The sequence below is a fragment of the Flavobacterium sp. M31R6 genome (assembly GCF_013284035.1).
In the GTDB taxonomy this organism is placed as follows: Bacteria; Bacteroidota; Bacteroidia; order Flavobacteriales; family Flavobacteriaceae; genus Flavobacterium.
The window spans coordinates 2,732,147-2,751,949 of the sequence record NZ_CP054141.1 but is presented as its reverse complement, the minus strand read 5'-3'; the positions used below and the strand labels follow the sequence as shown (position 1 = coordinate 2,751,949).

The following is a 19,803-nucleotide window of genomic DNA, read 5'->3' as shown; positions in this document are numbered from 1 at the left end:
TAAATATGAACTATTCATTTTACGAAAAGCATTTAAACTCTCAGGACAAACGATGAATTCCTTTTGCCGAAGATTCGTTGATTTTTGTAAAAATTTCTATCCAAAATTAACCGCTTTCCGAGGAATTAGCGCAAATTAGTTTCTCTGAAATTACAAAATTCGACTTATCAAGGAATAAATCTGCTAATCTGTGGTTGTTTTTAAAACTAATGAATTTGCCCTGATTTCAAGTGTAATCTCACATCAATTACCGATTAATTTCCTAACTTTGTCCCCAGAATTATTTTAAAATAAAGAGATTATGACCAAAGCATCAGAAGAAAGAATGTTACAAAAAGGCGTTTTTACAGGAATAATGGAGCAAGATGAAAACAACAATTATTTTTGTGGTATTTATCTTTTGGACTTCAAAATGGCTCAAAAACATAACGTTGGTGATTGGATTACCATAAAAAGTGTCATCGAAAACCCAAGCGATATCAGTTATAATAAATATCCAAAAAAATCAAAAAACTTTGACAAGGCTAATATGAAACCTGAACAATAGGCTTTTAGCTCATCAAAATTATTTTTAAAAATCAAAAAAGTACTTTTTTTGATTTTTTTTTTTAGCTAAAGTAAAAAGTTAAAAAAAAGTGTACCTTTGCAAAAAATTGTCAATTTCCAGCCAAATACATTTGGTTTGATAGTAAAAGACAAGTAGTTACCTTATTTATGAAAAAAATAGTTGAATACCGCAAACTACTTAACGTAGAAAAAACAGTAGAGCTTAAAGAATTAAAAACCATCTATCGTAATGCAATGAAAGATGCTCATCCTGACAAATTTCAGGGCGATGAAGCTGGTTTAAAAGAAGCTGAAGAAAACAGTAAAAAAATAATCGAAGCTTATCACTTCTTGGTAAGTATTAATGCAGAGACCATTAAACAACTTTTACCTGAATATACTGAGACAATCGCTACATCAACAATTACAGACTACAAATTTGTTGAAGGAAGATTGATTGTCAATTTCTCAAACGGAAGTGTTTACGAATACATTAGTGTTCCTAAAGCTACTTACGTAAAAATGGTAAATGCCGATTCTCCTGGAAGATTTGCAAAAAGACATATCTTTAATGCATTTCCTTGGAGAAAAACTATCAATCAAGAATAGTTTTTCAATATAATATACACAAAAGCACTCCCTCAAAAGAGTGCTTTTTTTATATCCATACTAATTCTAAATTGCTGCATATATTTTCATAAATATTAAAATTGAAGTGACTTAACGTTTTTTTAACAGGTTTTTTAATAAATTAGCATACCCAAATAATACTAACTTAACCCAAAAAACCATGAATGATTATATTAATCGGTACCAGAGGCAATATAAAAATGCCCTGAAAACCTATGAAAAGCTTGAAAAAATAAAGGCTGAAATTGATTTTAAATTAAAATCAAATCCAGTTTGTTCACATTTGCACAAAGATCTGAGAACAGTGAATTTAGATATTAAGATAACATTAAATGAAATCGAACATATTGAATCACATATTCATCAATGCGAATCCTGAATTCATTAATTAAAAAAATTATACATACTCTATACTTCTCCAGGCTATGTATATTTAAACTTTTATAAAATTATAAACATTGAATTTTACTGGTTTCTAAGAACTTTAGAAGCGAGAAAATTATAACATAAATTTAGGGACTAAAGTTATTGTTAATTTATAATTTTAAATACTTTTGTAACCTTAAAAACAATTAACTAATAAAAATGAAAAAAATTATTTTATTTCTTACTGCTACAGTATTACTTACTTCTTGTAGCAAAGACAAATACACTATCTCAGGAACTGCTACTGGTTTTGAAAACGGTAAAACAGTAATCCTAGAAACTCAAGATGAGAAAGGTATGGGATTAATTGCTGTAGATACAGTAAAAATAGAAAACGGTAAATTTGAAATTAAAGGAAAAGCAGTTGAACCATCTTTTCATACTTTGCAAATTGAAGGAACTCAAGGTAAAATTCCATTTATCTTAGAAAATGGAGATATTACAATCGTTGTAAACAAAGATACAATTCAAAAATCTAAAGTTTCTGGTACTTACAACAATGATGAGTATGTGAAATTCAACGAAGAAATCACTAAAGTTCAAAAACCTTTAATGGATTTCCAAATAGCTAACATGCAAAAAATGCAAATGGCACAGCAAACTAAAGATACTGCAACTATCAATGGTTTAATGAAAGAGTATACTAAAATTCAAACTGAAATTGGTGCTACTTCAAAAACTAAATATGTAGATTATGCAAATACACACCCAAAATCTTTTATCAGTGTATTAATTATCCAAGGAATGAGCAATGACCCAGCTGTAGATTCTAAAAAAATTGAAACTATGTACAATAGCCTTGAAGAGTCTTTGAAAAACTCTAAGCCAGGTAAAGCTCTTAAAACAAAACTTGCTGAATTGAAAACTCCTTCTGTTGGTGCTACAGCAATGCCACAAGCTCCAGCTGCTAAATGAAGGACTGATTTCTCTGCTCCTAACCCACAAGGCAAAAAAATCAGTCTAAAGGAAAGTTTAGGAAAAGTGACAATCGTTGATTTTTGGGCCTCATGGTGTGGTCCTTGCCGAAAAGAAAATCCAAATGTAGTGGCTATTTATGCTGAATTGCATTCTAAAGGTCTTAATATAATTGGTGTTTCTCTAGACGAAGATCCTGCAAAATGGAAAGAAGCTATTGCAAAAGATAAACTAGTTTGGACTCAGGTTTCGAATCTTAAAGGTTGGGAAGATCCGATTGCAAAGCAATACAAAGTAGAATCAATTCCAGCTACCTTCATCCTTGATAAATCAGGAAATGTAGTAGCGCAGGATTTAAGAGGCGATGAACTTAAAGCAAAAATCATAGAATTATTAGGTAAATAATCCTTTTTAGTATTCCAAAATAAAAAATCTCCCTTGTGGAGATTTTTTATTTTATTCAATACCAATGCATTAAAAATAATACTAAAATAAAGTGCAAAAAAAGTTTGTAAAACTAAAAACAGTCTCTATATTTGCACCCGGATAACGCAATAAGCGTTACCAAATAAGGCTTGGGGAGATACTCAAGCGGCCAACGAGGGCAGACTGTAAATCTGCTGTGTGAACTTCGCAGGTTCGAATCCTGCTCTCCCCACAAAATCGCTTCAAGAAATTGAGGCTTTTTTTTTATCTAAAAATCTACTATATCCGTATAGTTTATATAATTTATTTATTATGCTAAAAAAATCAATTGCGGCTTTAAAAATTGAAGCAGCGAATACAGGAGAAAATTCATTAAAACGGAGCTTAGGAGCTCTTAATTTAGTTGCCATTGGAGTCGGAGTAATTATTGGTGCAGGTCTTTTTTCATTAACCGGAATTGCGGCTGCAAATAATTCTGGCCCCGCTGTAATACTATCATTTGTTATAGCAGCTGTTGGTTGTGCATTCAGTGCTTTGTGCTATGCCGAATTTGCTTCTATGGTTCCTGTCTCGGGAAGCGCCTACACTTATGCATATGCAACTCTGGGAGAACTTTTCGCCTGGATTATCGGATGGGACTTAATCCTAGAATATTCGGTTGGTGCTGCGACGGTTGGAATAAGCTGGTCACAATATTTGGTAAAATTTCTAGAAAAATTCGACATTTTCATTCCGCCCCAATTGGTTTTATCACCATTTGAAACCGCCACATTAGCCGATGGAAGTATTGTTCGTGGTATTGTAAATTTACCTTCTATTTTAATTATTGCCTTAATTACTTCTATCATCATTCGTGGCACAAAAGGCTCTGCCCTATTTAATGCAATAGTTGTGGCATTAAAAGTAGGTGTAGTGATTGTTTTTATCGCTTTGGGTTGGCAATACATTGATCCTGCAAATTATCACCCTTTCATACCAAATAATACGGGAACATTCGGAGAATTTGGATGGTCTGGAGTTTTACGAGGAGCCGGTGTGGTTTTCTTTGTCTTTATAGGTTTTGATATTGTTGCAACAATGGCTCAAGAAACGAAAAATCCGCAACGTAATATGCCTATCGGAATACTTGGATCTTTACTTGTTTGTACAGTTCTTTTCATTCTATTTGGTTATGTGATGACAGGATTAGCTAATTACACCGAATTTAAGAATAGTGCAGCACCAGTTGCCATTGCTATAGCAAATACACCTTATGAATGGTTAGGAATTGCTGTAATTTTAGCCATTTTAATTGGTTATACTTCCGTTATTCTAGTTGATTTATTGGGACAATCACGTGTATTTTATTCGATGAGTAAAGATGGATTGTTGCCAAAAGTTTTCTCAGAATTGCACCCTAAGTTCAATACACCTTATAAATCAAATATTGTTTTATGTATTTTTATAAGCCTTTTTGCAGGATTAGTTCCAATAAGCATTGTGGGTGAAATGACCAGTATTGGTACTTTATTGGCTTTTGTAATGGTTTGTTTAGGAATTTTAATACTTAGAAAAAAAGAACCCAATTTAGAACGTCCTTTTAAAACACCATTCGTTCCTGTTGTTCCTATCTTAGGAATTATTACTTGTGTTGTTATGATGGTTTCTTTACCATTTGATACTTGGTTGCGACTTTTTGTTTGGTTGGCCATTGGCTTTATAATCTATTTCTTTTATGGCAAGAAAAGAAGTAAACTTCGAAACGAAACTAAATCATAAAAAAAAGTGCTTGAATTTTCAAGCACTTTTTTTATAATAAATGGATATGATTTTATTCCAATTTAAAACTTACACTAACATTGGCTATAATCTCGATTTCACCAACAGCCATGGTTTGTCTTGGAGCAGCATTATCAGATTCAACAGACATTGATTTCATTGCATATACGGGTTGTGGATAATACGTTTGTGAATTATCCGTAATAGTAAACCCTGCTCCTACTTTTTGCCCTAAAACCGACACATAGTCATCAGCTTTCAATTTAGCATCTTTCATGGCTTGTTTGCGAGCGTCAGATTGGTATTGAGCCAACTTTGATGATTGAAAAGTTACATTGTCAATACGATTGATTCCTTGATCAACCAAGCCTTCCATTAATTCGTCATATTTTGATAAATCTCTCAAAAGAATCTCGATGGTTTGCGTAGCATTATAAGTATGTTTCTTTTTTTCATAATCATATTGAGGATTCAAAGAAACTCTTTTTGTTTTATAATCTGCAGGAGCCAAATTCATGCTTTTTACCAATTTTAGAACAGCCTCCATTTGTTGGTCATTTTGCTTTTTAACTTCTTTGGCATTTGTACCTTTAGTTTCCACTGTAGCCAAAATGGTAACTTGATCAGGGACTACTTTGATTTTTCCTTCACCTGATACATTTACTTGGGGAATAGGTTTGATTTCTTGGCTGTGTGCCAAAACAGTAAATAGACAGATAACAAACAAGATCGATTTTTTCATAATATTGATTTTTAAAGATTGAAATTAAATTTTAAAGTTTACCCATTTTTGCCATTGCAAAAAGAATTACAATAGGAATTGCAAGTAAAACGGTCATTAAAGCATGTTCTTGTATTAATTCAGGATTTCTCAACAGAGTAATCAAATAGCCACCCATAGCCCCTCCAAAATGAGCTGTATGACCAATGTTGTCATTTTTGGATCGCATTCCATAAATTGAATACAACAAATAAATGATACCAAATAAATAAGCTGGAATTGGAATCACAAAAAACAGGCCTAACATCATATCAGGCTGCAATAATATAGCAGAATATAAAACTCCCGTTACCGCTCCAGATGCTCCTACAGCTCTATAACTATAATCATCTTTGTGAAAAAGCATCGTTAATAAACTGCCAAAAATCAAACTGCCGAAATAAACCATGATAAATGAAACATTACCTAAATAATTTGTGACAACAGGAGCAAAGAAATAAAGAGTAAGCATATTGAACAATAAATGAGTCATATCAACATGCAGAAATCCAGAGGAAATCATTCGGATTTGTTCTCCGGCGCGAATACTGCCAACATGGAATTCATATTTTCTAAAAAAAGAAAGATCATTAAATCCTTTATAACTTATTAATACATTGGCGACAATAATTCCAAGCAAAATGGCATTCATAAAATGTAGGTTTTTAAAATTTAGTGTAAATCTACTTAATATTATAATTTGTCCTAATAAAGAAATCATAAACTATTTCCCTATGAAATTTAAAAAACTATATTTGGGGAAATATATCAAATGAAATACATTGTTTACCTAATTGTTTACCCTATTCTATGGTGTATTTCAATCTTACCTTTTCGCTTACTCTATCTTTTTTCAGATTTTGTTTACATAATAGTTTATCGACTTATTGGTTATAGAAAAAAAACAGTACGGAACAATTTAGCGCTAACCCTACCCCATTTATCTGATAAAGAACGATTGGTAATAGAAAAAAAATTCTACCACCACATGTGTGATATGTTTTTGGAAATGATAAAAACGATGACTATTTCCAAAGAAGAAATATGCAAAAGATATGTTTTTACAAATTTTGAAGTCTATGCAGAGCTTGAAAAACAGAAAAAAAGTATAGCCATTATGTGTGCTCACTATGCCAGTTATGAATGGGTTGTGTCAATGAACTACTTCACAAAATTTCACGGCTACGGAATTTACAAACAAATAAAAAATCCCCATTTTGATAAATTAGTTCATTCCATTCGTTCTAAATTTAATGCAACTTTGATTACTACCAAAGAAACAATACCCACAATAATAACGAATAACAGAAATAAAAAACTGTCAGTCTATGGTTTTGCGAGTGATCAATCTCCAAAAGAAAATAGCGCGCACCATTGGACAAAATTTATGGGAATTGAGGTGCCAGTTCATACAGGCGCTGAAATGCTGGCTAAAAAATACAACATGAATGTTGTTTTTCTTAAAACAAAAAAAGTAAAGCGTGGCTATTATGAGGCAACTTTAGAAGTGCTTTCAGAAAACGCAAGTGAAGTCCCTTGCTATGAATTGACCGATTTATTTTTGAAAAAAGTTGAAGAGCAAATTTATGAATCTCCAGAATATTATTTATGGACTCATAAAAGATGGAAACATAAACGATTGCTATAAAAATGGAATAAAAGCGTAAAATTAGTAATTCTCAAATTTCAAACAATTCTGAAAAAGATTATTTAATTATATTTGCATTAAATTTTAATAAATGCAATACCTCATATATTTAGTAGCCTATCCAGTAATTTGGGTAATTTCGATGCTTCCCTTTCGACTATTATATTTATTTTCTGATTTTGTTTATTTCATCGTATACCGAGTTATTCGATATCGTAAAAAAACGGTTCGTGAAAACCTTATCCTGGCATTACCCCATTTATCTGACCAAGAACGATTGATTGTAGAAAAAAAATTCTACCATCATATGTGCGATATGTTCCTTGAAATGATAAAAACAATGAATATTTCGAAAGAAGAAATTTGCAAAAGATTTGTTTTTAAAAACATTGAAGTTTATAAAGAACTTGAAAAACAGGGAAAAAGTGTAGCTGTTATCTGTTCGCATTATGCCAGTTACGAATGGATTATATCAATGAATTATTATTCGGATTTTGTAGGGTACGGAATTTACAAACAATTAAAAAATCCCTATTTTGACAAATTAGTCCGTAAGATTCGCTCCAGATTTAATGCCAAATTAATCACGACCAAACAGACGGTCCCGACGATTATAAATAATAATAAAAATAACATATTGGCTTTGTATGGTTTTGCCAGTGACCAATCACCTAAAGCAAAAGGGGCGATGCATTGGTCAAAATTTATGGGAATTGAAGTTCCTGTTCATGTAGGCGCCGAAATGTTATCCAAAAGATACAATATGAATCTGGTTTATCTCAATACCAAAAAAGTATCACGAGGTCATTACGAAGCGACCCTTGAAATTCTTTCTGATAATCCTAAAGAGGTTCCAAACTTTGAACTCACTGACCAGTATTTGAAGCTTTTGGAAAAACAAATCTACGAAGCCCCAGAATTCTATTTATGGACACATAAGAGATGGAAGTACAGAAGAGATAAGATTTAAGACTGAAGATTTTAGAATTAAGATTTCAGGAATTTGATTCAATAAAAAATCACTTATTCAAGACAAGCTGTTTTGATTAAGTGATTTTTTTTTTAAACGTAGAATCTTATTATCTTAGTTTCTTGGCTTCTTATAAAGAAAACCAATCATGAACTAGTGTATCTTCAATTGCATGAGCGTTTTTGTGTAAGAACTCATTGGTGTCTTTATTATAATCATAATCCAATGCCCAATTTTTATGATTTTCGGCAAGAGATTTAATGCTGTTGCAAACATATTCAATTTCGGCCGTAGTGGTTGTTGGATGTATTGACATCCTGATCCAACCTGGCTTTCTGATTAAATCTCCCAAACTAATTTCATCAATCAGTTTGTTTGAAGCTTCTTGGTCCACGTGCAACAAGAAGTGGCCATAAGTTCCAGCACAACTACAACCGCCACGAGTTTGGATTCCGAATTTATCGTTCAATAGTTTTACACCTAAATTAAAGTGCAAATCTTCTATAAAAAATGAAATTACTCCCAACCTATCGTGATGTTGTCCTGCAAGAATCTTGATATTTGGAATATTTCCCAATGAGCCAAAAACATACTCCACAATTTCGTGTTCGCGTTTGAGAATATTTTCAATTCCCATTTGCTCTTTCAATTGAATAGCCAAAGCCGTTTTGATCACTTGAAGAAATCCTGGAGTACCACCGTCTTCCCTATCTTCTATATTGTCAATGTATTTATGTTCACCCCAAGGGTTTGTCCAAGAAACAGTTCCTCCACCTGGACAATCAGGTACCATATTATGGTATAATTTTTTATTAAAAACCAAAACTCCAGAAGTTCCCGGTCCACCCAAAAATTTGTGAGGAGAAAAGAAAATAGCGTCCAAATATGATTCAGAATCTTCTGGATGCATATCTATTTTTACATAAGGACCAGAACAGGCAAAATCCACAAAACAAACTCCGTTGTGCTGATGCATTAGTTTAGCAGCTTCATGGTAAGGCGTTTTAATTCCGGTTACATTAGAACATGAAGTTATAGAGGCAATTTTGTATGTTCTGTCTTTGTATTTATCTAATAAAATAGCAAGATTAGCGATACTAAAAAGCCCTTCCTCACAGGAAGGAATAACTTCAACATCTGCAATCGTTTCAAGCCAGGAAGTTTGGTTGGAGTGATGTTCCATGTGCGAAATAAAAACAATTGGTTTTTTTTCGGCTGGAATATTGATATAATCTTTTAGATTCTCCGGTACTTTTAAACCTAATATCCGTTGAAATTTATTTACTACACCAGTCATTCCGGTTCCATCCGTTATCAAAACATCGTCTGAATTAGCATTTACATGACGCTTAATAATGTTACGGGCATGGTGGTACGATTTGGTCATTGCTGTACCTGAAACGGTAGTTTCGGTATGGGTATTGGCAACAAAAGGTCCAAACTCATTCATCAACTTTTCTTCGATCGGACGATACAAACGACCACTGGCCGTCCAATCTGTATAGATAATTTTTTGAGCCCCATAGGGAGATTCAAATTCTTGGTTAATTCCAATAATATTATCTCGAAATTGTTGAAAATATTGTTCTAGTTGAGTTGTTACTTTAATTGAAGCCATTTCATTTTAATTTGGCACCAAATATATTGTTTTTTGATTAAAATATAAACATTCCAATCTTTTCATTTTTGAAAGTATTTCAAGTGTAAAAGCAAACTATTATCATTTTCAACTTGTATAAGTCACTAATTTTAGGAATAATACAAAATATGATCTTGAAAATTCGTACATTAAATATTGGATATTCTAGTAATAAAACTTAATTATGATTGCAAACAATCCGAATTATAATTTTCTTTTTTTTCGATAAAAAAATATATTTGCAATCGAAGATACCCGGGATGTAGCGCAGCCAGGTAGCGTACTAGCATGGGGTGCTAGGGGTCGCTGGTTCGAATCCAGTCATCCCGACAAGGCATAAAAAAACCGACTTACGAGTCGGTTTTTAGTTTTTATATTCCAGCTATTGCTTTTATTTCATCGATAATTCGCAAGGCCAAATCATCTGCCAATTTCTGACTGGACGCCTCGGTATAAATACGAATAATCGGTTCGGTGTTTGATTTTCTTAAATGCACCCAATTATCGGCAAAGTCAATTTTGACCCCATCAATTGTGGTAATATCTTCATTTTTGTATTTTTCTGTCATCGCCACAAGAATCGCATCTACATCAATTTGTGGAGTCAGCTCAATTTTGTTTTTGCTCATATAATATTCTGGATATGAAGCTCTCAATGCCGAAACTGACATTTTTTTGTTCGCCAAATGAGTCAGGAATAAAGCTACACCTACCATACTGTCACGCCCATAGTGTGATTCTGGGTAAATGATTCCACCATTACCTTCGCCCCCAATAATCGCATTGTTTTTCTTCATCAATTCCACGACATTCACCTCACCTACTGCGCTGGCTTCGTAGCTTCCGTTGTGTTTGTTGGTCACATCACGCAGTGCACGAGAAGATGACATATTCGAAACCGTATTTCCTGGAGTTTTACTCAAAACATAATCGGCACAAGCCACCAAAGTATATTCTTCACCAAACATTTCACCGTCTTCACAAATAAATGCCAAACGATCTACATCTGGATCAACGACTACTCCCAAGTGTGCTTTTTCCTTTACCACCAACTCCGAAATATCTGTTAAGTGTTCTTTTAAAGGTTCTGGATTGTGAGGAAAATGTCCGTTGGGCTCACAGTATAATTTTACTACTTCAACACCCATTAATTCTAATAATTTTGGAATAATAATTCCTCCTGAAGAATTCACGCCATCCACAACCACTTTAAATTTAGCAGCTTTTACAGCTTCAACATCCACCAATGGCAAGTTCAATACTTCATCGATATGGATATCCATATAGGCATCATTTACAGTAATTTCGCCTAAACTGTCCACATCTGCAAAGTCAAAAGCTTCGGCTTCGGCAATCTCAAGGATTTTTTCTCCTGCAGCACCACTTAAGAATTCCCCTTTCTCATTCAGCAATTTCAATGCATTCCATTGTTTTGGATTGTGAGAAGCTGTCAAAATGATTCCACCATCTGCTTTTTCCAATGGAACAGCAATTTCAACTGTTGGCGTAGTAGACAGACCTAAATCTATTACATCAATTCCTAATCCTATAAGTGTATTGATAACCAAATTATGAATCATAGGCCCCGAAATACGGGCATCACGACCAACTACAACTGTTAGTTTATCTTTTTTGGAATAATTTTTAAGCCAAGTTCCATAAGCAGATGCAAATTTTACAGCATCAACTGGAGTTAAATTATCTCCTACTTTCCCTCCTATAGTTCCTCGAATTCCGGATATTGATTTTATTAAAGTCATTTTTTTTAATTAATGGTTATTTGTTACAAATATAAAAAAGTTACTGAGTTTCTGAGACACTAAGTTTCTAAGTTTTTATAATATTAGATTCTTGAACTCTGAATTTCTATGAGAAAAAATCAAACTTTTTATTGAAAGTTTAATTTTTGAATTAAATAATTTAAAAGTTTATACATTTACAAAAGAGAACTCAGAATCTCAGCTTCTAAGAACCTTAGCAACTCAATAAAAATGAACTTCCTAGCTCACATCTATTTATCTGGAGACAATGATTTGATAAAAATCGGGAATTTTATGGCTGATGGAATTAGAGGGAAACAGTTTGAAAGTTACCCTTCAGAAATACAAAAAGGAATTATTCTACATCGTTTTATTGACACTTATACTGATGCTCATCCTGTCTTTAGGAAAAGCACCAAACGATTACACGAAAACTATCATCATTACGCAGGCGTAATTGTCGATGTTTTTTATGATCACTTTTTGGCAAAAAACTGGAGTAATTATTCCGATGAAAGTTTGGTTGATTTTACAAATCGCTTTTACCAATCTTTACGAGACAATCATGATTTTTTATCTGAAAGAACCAAAGGAATGATGCCTTATATGATTGAATACAACTGGCTGGTAAGTTACCAAACTGTAGAAGGAATCAATAGGATTCTGACACAAATGGACAGTCGAACCAAAAATGAATCTAAAATGCGATTCTCATCTGCTGAACTAATTGAATTCTATACCGAGTTCGAACACGAATTTATCACATTCTTTGAAGACGTAAGAATACATTCAAAACAAAAATTAATGACATTATGAAAAAAATAATATTCTTAGCTGCAATACTGTTCTTAAGTTGCAAATCGAATGAAAAAATAGTTGAGCCAACAGGTCTTGTAACTTCGAAAGCGATGGTCGTTTCGGCACGAGAAGAAGCTTCAAAAATTGGTGTTGAAATTTTGCAGAAAGGTGGAAATGCTTTTGATGCTATGGTTGCCACCGAATTGGCATTGGCCGTAAGCCATCCTCAAGCAGGAAATATTGGCGGCGGTGGATTTATGGTTTTCAGAAAAGCCAATGGTGAGACGGGTGCTCTAGATTACAGAGAAAAAGCACCTTTGTCAGCATCAAAAGATATGTATCTCGATGAAAAAGGAAACGTTATTGAGGGTAAAAGTACCGAAACAGCTTTAGCTTCCGGAATTCCAGGAACAATTGCAGGGGTATTTGAAGTACATAGAAAATATGGTTCTTTACCTATTAGCGAAATTTTAAAGCCTGTAATTGCTTTGGCAGAAAGAGGCGTTGTGGTTACCCAATTTCAAGCACAAAGTTTGACAGATTACAGAGCTTCGTTTATAAAAGCAAACGGCCCAAATAGTTTATTTTCGAAAGTATATAAAGTTGGAGATACCATTAAATATTTGGCTTTGGCTGAAACGTTGAAACGAATTTCAAAAAATGGTCAAGATGAATTTTACAAAGGTGAAACTGGACGAAAACTAGTAGCTTTTATGGCAAAAAAAGGAGGCCTTTTTAGTCTTGATGATTTGGCTAAATATCAAGCAAAATGGAGAACCCCAATCACTTTTAAATATAAGGATTTAAAAATAACTTCAATGTCTCCTCCTAGCAGTGGCGGTATTTGTTTGAATCAAATTATGAAAATGATTGAGCCGTATGATCTTGCCGAAATGGGTCATAATAGTATGAAGTCGATTCAGGTAATTACCGAGGCTGAAAGAAGAGCTTATGCCGACAGAAATTATTTCTTAGGCGATCCTGATTTTGTAAAACTTCCAATGAAAGAACTTCAAGACTCTACCTATTTAAAAAAGAGAATGAGCAATTTTTCATTTGATAAAGCCACAAAATCTTCAGATGTTGCTCACGGTACAATTCAAGGTTATGAAAGTAAGCAGACAACCCATTATTCAATAATTGATGCTAAGGGAAATGCGGTTTCGGTAACGACAACTTTAAATGATAATTATGGTTCTAAAATCTATTGTGATGAATTGGGTTTCTTTCTAAACAATCAAATGGATGATTTTAGTGCAAAACCCGGAGTACCCAATTTATATGGTCTGACAGGAACTGAAGCCAATAGCATTGCTCCCGAAAAAAGAATGTTGAGTTCTATGTCTCCAACTATTGTTGAGAAAAACGGAAAACTTTTTATGGTCGTTGGAACTCCAGGAGGATCAACTATCATAACTTCGGTTTTACAAACTATTTTGAATGTTTACGAATTTGACTTGAGCATGCAAGAAGCCGTCAATGCTCCACGTTTTCATCATCAATGGCTGCCTGATGAAATTGTTTTTGAACCAAATTCTTTTTCAAAATCATTATTGGAAGATTTAAAAAAGAAAGGCTATATCATCAATGAAAAAAACAACCAAATTATTGGTGAAGTTGATGCTATTTTGGTGCTTCCAAATGGTAAATTAGAAGGCGGTGCTGATAAAAGAGGAGACAATAACGCATCTGGATATTAATTGATTTAAGAAAATGAAAAAAGCATCTATTTTTATACTATTTATCTGTTTGAACAGTTTTGCACAAACTAGCATAACAAAAACCACAGGTCTTATTGCTGATAAAGCTATGGTCGTTTCGGCACGGGAAGAAGCTTCCAAAATTGGAGCTGAAATTATGCAAAAAGGAGGAAATGCCTTTGATGCAATGGTCGCCACCGAATTGGCTTTGGCGGTAGCCTATCCTTATGCGGGAAATCTTGGAGGGGGAGGATTTATGGTATTTCGAAAAGCAAATGGTGAAGTAGGTTCTTTAGATTACAGAGAAAAAGCGCCTTTGGCTGCATCCAAAAATATGTTTCTGGACAAAGATGGTAAAGTAATTAAAGGAAAAAGTACCGAAAGTCCGCTTGCTATTGGAGTTCCTGGAACTATAGCAGGTGTTTTTGCTGTTCATAAAAAATTTGGTTCAATGCCAATGTCCGAAATTTTGAAACCCGTTATTGCTTTAGCCAAAAGAGGAGTTATTGTTACTAAAAAACAAGCAAACCGTTTGAGTGATTATCATGATGAACTGGTTAAAATAAACGGAACAAGTTCATTATATTCTACTTTATACAAAGAAAATGACACCATAAAATATCCAGCCTTGGCATCCACTTTGAGAAGAATTTCCCAAAATGGGCGAAATGAGTTTTATAAAGGCCAAACCGCAAAAATTTTGGTCAAATACCTTAAAGAAAAAGGCGGAATTATTACGATGAAAGATTTGGCTAAATATGAAGCCAAATGGAGAACTCCCCTATCTTTTGCATATAAAGATTTAAAAATAATTTCGATGGCACCTCCAAGCAGTGGTGGTATTTGTCTGGCACAGATTTTAAAAATGATTGAGCCTTATGACTTATCCAAAATGGGACACAATTCAGATGAATCGATTCAATTAACTGTAGAAGCCGAGCGCCGTGCCTATGCAGACAGAAGTTATTTTCTTGGTGATCCCGATTTTGTAAAAATTCCTTTGAAAGCGTTAATGGCTGATGCTTATTTAAAACAAAGAATGTCTAGTTTTAATGTAAATAAAGCTACTTTATCATCTGAAATTAAGGAAGGAAAAGTAACTTATAATGAAAGCACCGAGACTACCCACTACTCTATCGTAGATCAATTTGGGAATGCAGTCGCGGCAACAACAACTTTAAACGACGGTTATGGTTCAAAGTATTATTGTGATGAGTTGGGCTTTTTTTTAAATAATGAAATGGATGATTTCAGTGCCAAACCTGGCGAACCAAATATGTTTGGATTGGTCGGAAATGAAGCCAATAGCATAGCTCCGCAAAAAAGAATGCTGAGTTCCATGACACCCACAATTGTAGAAAAAGACGGTAAATTGTTTATGGTCGTTGGTTCCCCTGGAGGATCTACCATTATTACTTCGGTTTTGCAAACGATTCTGAATGTTTATGAATACCATTTAGGCATGCAAGAAGCAGTAAACGCTCCAAGATTTCATCATCAATGGTTGCCGGATGTCATTACATTTGAGCCCAATACTTTCGACACAAAGACTTTTGAAAAATTAAAAGCCAAAGGATATATCATCAATGAAAAAACAACGCCTGTAATTGGAAAAGTAGATGCCATTTTGGTTCTCCCTGATGGCAAAATTGAAGGAGGTGCTGATTACAGAGGTGATGATAAGGCTGCAGGGTTTTAGAATGCAGATTTTAGAATTTAGATTTCAGTTTATCTATTTAATTTTGGAATTTAAATTTTCTCATTGTCATTGAAATTGGCATTGCTATTGCCATTGAATTTTTAATTATTATGAATTTTATTCCTTTTTTAGAGAAAGCTTTTACAGAAAACAGCAATACCGAAAATGCTGTTGCTATGTCAAAATACATGAAAAATAATTTTCAGTTTTTCGGAATAAAAACAGAGGAAAGAAGACGAATTTTCAAAACTATTTGGACCGAAAACCAAAAAGAAGTTTCCGACAATCCAAGGGAAATTTCTTTGTTTTTATATTCGAAAAAAGAAAGGGAGCTACATTATTGCGCCCTAGAAATTTTGATAAAAAATCTAAAAGATAATTATATAAAAGAGGATATTCAGCTTATCGAAAAACTTATAATTACAAACTCTTGGTGGGATACTGTTGATGTTATTGCTAAATTTATTTTGGGCGATTATTTGCGTAAATTCCCTTTAGAAACTGATGCTGTCATTAGTCGTTTTTCAAACTCCGAGAATATGTGGTTGAATCGAAGCGCTATTCTTTTCCAGTTGGGTTATAAAGAAAAAACAAATTTTGATTTATTAAAATCAATCTGCGAGGAACATAAAACTTCAACTGAATTTTTCATTCAAAAAGCCATTGGTTGGGCATTACGAGAATATGCCAAAACAAATCCCGAAGCAGTAAATGATTTTGTATCCGTTTCCAATCTAAAAAAATTGAGCGAAAAAGAAGCTTTGAAAAATATAAAATAAATAAGCATGTTTTTATTCTTGAAATAAACACAATGACTTGATTTGCAAAATCTTATATATTTAAGTGAAAATTGTTTCAATTTAAATAAACCAGCATATAATTAGTACGTTTTGTTTTACTAAATTTGCTTTCAAAAAATTAGTAAAATGTCAGAAAATCAAACTTCAGAAGAAAATAACAATACAAATCCATTGCAAACCAATAACAAAGCAAGAAATAAAAAAATAGCATTAATTATTGGCGTACTATTTGTTCTGGGGTTAATAATAATTCCAAGAGTTTGGGCCAAATTCAATAAAAAAGAAGTTGTCTGCCTTAATAATCAAACTCAGATTTATGAAAAATACAAAGATGCTGTTGTACTTGTCAAACATACATACGCTTTGCAAATTTCAATCAAAGGCTCTGAACCTTTTCAAATTGCTGTTGACGATAGTTCATTGGGAGAAAAAACAATTTCTGGAACAGGATTTTTTGTATCTGAGGATGGAAAAATAGTTACCAATCATCACGTTGCCGAACCTTGGAAATATACCGAATCTAAAAATGAAGATTTTGGCGATTTAAAAGACCATATCGCATCTATTTTACCTGATTCCATTGATAAAAAAGACTATAAAACTTATCTTGAATCACACTGGAATGACTATTACGATGAAGAAGGCGAAGGAGATTATTCTGAAGAAGAAGCTGCTGCAGAAAACAATGCACCTATTGCAAATGTTGATTCTTCGAGTGTAAATAGTGAAGTAAATGATTTGATAGCAGATAATAAAACAGAAGAAAAAGCTGTAACTAGCCAAATTACATATACAAACCTTGAGGATATCAAAATCGTTCCTAAAACAGTTGAAATTAGCATAGCGCTACACGGTTCAAAAGACAATTGGTTACAATGCAAAGTATTCAAAATAGCCGACGGAGATGAAGTTGATGTTGCCGTTTTGCAATTGATAAGCGAAAGTTTGCCAGCTTCGGTTTCGGATATAGTTGATTTAGACGATGCCGTAAAAGATGATGCAAGCATCAAACCGGGAACCAATGCCATTTTGATTGGTTATCCAATGGGATTACAATTGGCGAACACGCGCAGAGGGATAAAAGTGCAAGTTTATGAGGGACAAATCAATAAAGAATCAGACGGTGTTAGTGTACAGTATAACGTAACTTCTACTCATGGCGCGAGTGGTTCTCCTGTATTTAACGAATGTGGTCAACTTATTGCAATCAACTATGCAGGCTATGATGAAGCGCAAGGATATAATTTTGGAATTGTTGCCAAACACGCTATGTCTTTGATGGAATAGTTTGTACTTTTTGCATTAAAAAGCTTAATTTTGTGATAAACCAACTTTAAAGAGATAATGTTTAAAAAGTTTTTTTCAAAAATAGAACAGCTGCTTGCTTTATCCCAATCTGCTTTCAGCCCAAAGCAATTTATCTTTTTATCCAGTGTTTTAGTTGGAATTTCATCTGCTATAGCTGTTATTGTATTAAAAACATTTGCCCATTGGGTTTTCAGGTTTGCGACATATATAACTTTTCACACCAATTTTTTTAAGATAGGAATTATAAAGATATTATTGCCTGTAATTGGTATTATGCTTACGGTATTTGTCGTAAAACGTTTTCTGGGAGGAACTATTGAAAAAGGAACTTCACAAATTCTATATGCTGTAGCCAAAAAAGCGAGTATTATTCCAAAAAAACAGATGTATGCCCAAATCATGACAAGTTCGCTTACCGTAGGTTTGGGAGGTTCGGCAGGTCTTGAAAGTCCGATCGTGGTTACCGGGGCAGCCTTTGGCTCTAATTATGCCCAAAGATATAAACTGCACTATAAAGACAGAACATTACTCATTGGTTGCGGAGTTGCAGCTGGAATAGCTGCTGCATTTAACGCCCCAATAGCAGGAGTTCTATTTGCTATTGAAGTTCTATTGGTTGATGTCAGTATTTCGGCTTTTACCCCAATAATGATAGCAGCTGCCACAGGGGCTTTAGTATCGGCAATTGCCTTAGATGAATCGATTTTATTAAATTTCCCAAGCAGACAAACTTTTAATTACCATAATATGCCATATTATGTGCTTCTCGGTGTATTTACTGGTTTTGTATCGGTATTTTATGCTCGTAATTTCCAAAGAACGGAGCACTTTTTTGCCCATATTCGATATCCACTTTATACAAAAGCGTTGATTGGCGCTTCTATATTGGCGCTTTTAATATTTATTTTTCCAACACTTTTTGGAGAAGGTTACGAGAGCATCAGGACTTTGTCTGGTAGTGATCCAGGAGAATTATTAGAAAATACTTTTTTTAGCGGATTTAGAAATAACAATTGGGCATTATTGGCTTTTGTTGGTTGTTCTTTTATGTTAAAAGCCTTTGCTACTGGAATAACTTTAGGCAGTGGCGGTAATGGAGGTAATTTTGCCCCTTCCCTTTTTTTAGGTTCTTATGTTGGTTTTTTCTTTTCAAAATTATTGAATCTAATAGGTTTGACAAATTTACCGGTCGGTAACTTTACTATGGTGGGCATGGCAGGAATTTTGAGCGGATTATTTCATGCGCCTTTAACGGCAATCTTTTTAATTGCTGAAATAACAGGAGGTTATGGATTGATGATTCCTCTTATGATTGTTGCTTCGATTAGTTTTGCTATTTCCAAACGGTTTGAAAAACATTCTTTAGATGTTAAGAACCTGGCCAAGAAAGGACATGCGTTTACAAGTAATAAAGATTCTAACGTCTTATCGACATTAGAGACACAATCAATAATTCAAACTGATTATCTGAAGATTTCTCCAGATGAAAATCTTGAAAAATTGGTTGATTTAATCTCACATTCTAATCAAGTTATTTTTCCTGTAGTTTCACCTGACAATCGGTTATTGGGAATTGTGCATTTTAATGATATTCGGGAGATAATTTTCAATCCATATAGAGTGAAATACACTTTAGTCAAAGAAATCATGGTGCAACCAGTTGCCATTGTCAATCCTTCCAATAGTATGGAAATTGTCATGGACAAATTTGAAGCTTCCAAAAAAGCCTTCCTTCCTGTAATAAGTAATGATAAATATTATGGTTTTATATCCAAATCTGTGGCGCTCGAAGCATATAGAACCAAGTTAAAATCTATGACGATAGAATAATTTGGGCGTGACCCTATCGAGTAAATGGGCTTATTTATAGTGCCGCTTATAGGCCCATTTACTCAATAGCGTCGGGCTATCACGAGCGCTATGGCGCCTTGTTCTATCCCTCACGTACACACAAGAAGTTTACAGAAAACGAAGTCTTTTCATTTTTCAAGAACTTTTAAATTTTTCAAATCTGAAATAC

At 33.6% G+C, this 19,803-nt stretch carries 17 protein-coding genes and 2 tRNA genes; 15 read left to right on the top strand and 4 right to left on the bottom strand.

Annotation, left to right across the window (positions count from 1 at the left end; all coding sequences use genetic code 11):
• Positions 1-301 precede the first annotated feature (301 nt).
• The 6 genes from HQN62_RS11230 (at position 302) to HQN62_RS11205 (ending at position 4,701) form a co-directional block, all read left to right on the top strand.
• Complete coding sequence (locus HQN62_RS11230) at positions 302-547, top strand: hypothetical protein (protein ID WP_116798243.1); 246 nt, start codon at positions 302-304, stop codon at positions 545-547.
• 167 nt (positions 548-714) lie between these two features.
• Positions 715-1,155 (top strand): KTSC domain-containing protein, encoded by a 441-nt coding sequence (locus HQN62_RS11225; protein WP_116798244.1) that lies wholly within the window; start codon positions 715-717, stop codon positions 1,153-1,155.
• A 606-nt stretch (positions 1,156-1,761) separates the two neighbouring features.
• Positions 1,762-2,517 carry a DUF4369 domain-containing protein gene (locus HQN62_RS11220; RefSeq protein ID WP_173504417.1) on the top strand — a complete coding sequence of 252 codons (756 nt, stop codon included), beginning with the start codon at positions 1,762-1,764 and terminating at the stop codon, positions 2,515-2,517.
• A gap of 66 nt (positions 2,518-2,583) precedes the next feature.
• Entirely contained in the window at positions 2,584-2,922 is a 339-nt protein-coding gene (locus tag HQN62_RS11215) for a TlpA family protein disulfide reductase (protein ID WP_243412131.1), read from the top strand.
• A gap of 172 nt (positions 2,923-3,094) precedes the next feature.
• A tRNA-Tyr gene (locus tag HQN62_RS11210) sits at positions 3,095-3,175 on the top strand.
• 80 nt (positions 3,176-3,255) lie between these two features.
• Positions 3,256-4,701: an amino acid permease gene (locus HQN62_RS11205; protein WP_116798246.1), complete on the top strand. Its 1,446-nt coding sequence runs from the start codon at positions 3,256-3,258 to the stop codon at positions 4,699-4,701.
• A 52-nt stretch (positions 4,702-4,753) separates the two neighbouring features.
• Here HQN62_RS11205 and HQN62_RS11200 read toward each other — a convergent pair whose 3' ends face one another.
• Entirely contained in the window at positions 4,754-5,443 is a 690-nt protein-coding gene (locus HQN62_RS11200; RefSeq protein WP_116798247.1) for an SIMPL domain-containing protein, read from the bottom strand.
• A 31-nt stretch (positions 5,444-5,474) separates the two neighbouring features.
• Positions 5,475-6,113 carry a rhomboid family intramembrane serine protease gene (locus HQN62_RS11195; RefSeq protein ID WP_173504416.1) on the bottom strand — a complete coding sequence of 213 codons (639 nt, stop codon included), beginning with the start codon at positions 6,111-6,113 and terminating at the stop codon, positions 5,475-5,477.
• 120 nt (positions 6,114-6,233) lie between these two features.
• On the opposite strand from HQN62_RS11195, the gene HQN62_RS11190 reads away from it, so the two are divergent.
• On the top strand, positions 6,234-7,109 hold the full coding sequence (locus HQN62_RS11190; protein WP_173504415.1) for a lysophospholipid acyltransferase family protein: 876 nt from the start codon (positions 6,234-6,236) through the stop codon (positions 7,107-7,109).
• A 91-nt stretch (positions 7,110-7,200) separates the two neighbouring features.
• The gene (locus HQN62_RS11185) at positions 7,201-8,079 is read left to right on the top strand and encodes a lysophospholipid acyltransferase family protein (RefSeq protein ID WP_173504414.1); all 879 of its coding nucleotides are present in this window, start codon (positions 7,201-7,203) and stop codon (positions 8,077-8,079) included.
• Positions 8,080-8,209: 130 nt separating this feature from the next.
• Here HQN62_RS11185 and HQN62_RS11180 read toward each other — a convergent pair whose 3' ends face one another.
• On the bottom strand, positions 8,210-9,697 hold the full coding sequence (locus HQN62_RS11180) for an aminotransferase class V-fold PLP-dependent enzyme (RefSeq protein WP_173504413.1): 1,488 nt from the start codon (positions 9,695-9,697) through the stop codon (positions 8,210-8,212).
• A 277-nt stretch (positions 9,698-9,974) separates the two neighbouring features.
• Here HQN62_RS11180 and HQN62_RS11175 point away from each other — a divergent pair.
• A tRNA-Pro gene (locus HQN62_RS11175) sits at positions 9,975-10,048 on the top strand.
• A 41-nt stretch (positions 10,049-10,089) separates the two neighbouring features.
• On the opposite strand, the gene glmM is transcribed toward HQN62_RS11175, so the two are convergent.
• A complete protein-coding gene (gene glmM, locus HQN62_RS11170; RefSeq protein ID WP_173504412.1) occupies positions 10,090-11,478 on the bottom strand; it encodes a phosphoglucosamine mutase in 1,389 nt (462 codons plus the stop codon).
• A 231-nt stretch (positions 11,479-11,709) separates the two neighbouring features.
• Here glmM and HQN62_RS11165 point away from each other — a divergent pair, with 231 nt between their 5' ends.
• From HQN62_RS11165 to HQN62_RS11140, 6 genes are all read left to right on the top strand, one after another.
• A complete protein-coding gene (locus HQN62_RS11165; protein ID WP_173504411.1) occupies positions 11,710-12,294 on the top strand; it encodes an acyl carrier protein phosphodiesterase in 585 nt (194 codons plus the stop codon).
• A complete protein-coding gene (gene ggt / locus HQN62_RS11160) occupies positions 12,291-13,976 on the top strand; it encodes a gamma-glutamyltransferase (RefSeq protein WP_173504410.1) in 1,686 nt (561 codons plus the stop codon). The genes HQN62_RS11165 and ggt (HQN62_RS11160) overlap by 4 nt, the downstream gene beginning before the upstream one ends.
• Positions 13,977-13,989: 13 nt before the next feature.
• On the top strand, positions 13,990-15,675 hold the full coding sequence (gene ggt, locus HQN62_RS11155; RefSeq protein ID WP_173504409.1) for a gamma-glutamyltransferase: 1,686 nt from the start codon (positions 13,990-13,992) through the stop codon (positions 15,673-15,675).
• 110 nt (positions 15,676-15,785) lie between these two features.
• Complete coding sequence (locus HQN62_RS11150; RefSeq protein ID WP_173504408.1) at positions 15,786-16,454, top strand: DNA alkylation repair protein; 669 nt, start codon at positions 15,786-15,788, stop codon at positions 16,452-16,454.
• Between the two features lie 147 nt (positions 16,455-16,601).
• Positions 16,602-17,762: a S1 family peptidase gene (locus HQN62_RS11145; protein WP_116798257.1), complete on the top strand. Its 1,161-nt coding sequence runs from the start codon at positions 16,602-16,604 to the stop codon at positions 17,760-17,762.
• Positions 17,763-17,819: 57 nt separating this feature from the next.
• Positions 17,820-19,613 carry a chloride channel protein gene (locus HQN62_RS11140; protein ID WP_173504407.1) on the top strand — a complete coding sequence of 598 codons (1,794 nt, stop codon included), beginning with the start codon at positions 17,820-17,822 and terminating at the stop codon, positions 19,611-19,613.
• Positions 19,614-19,803 lie beyond the last annotated feature (190 nt).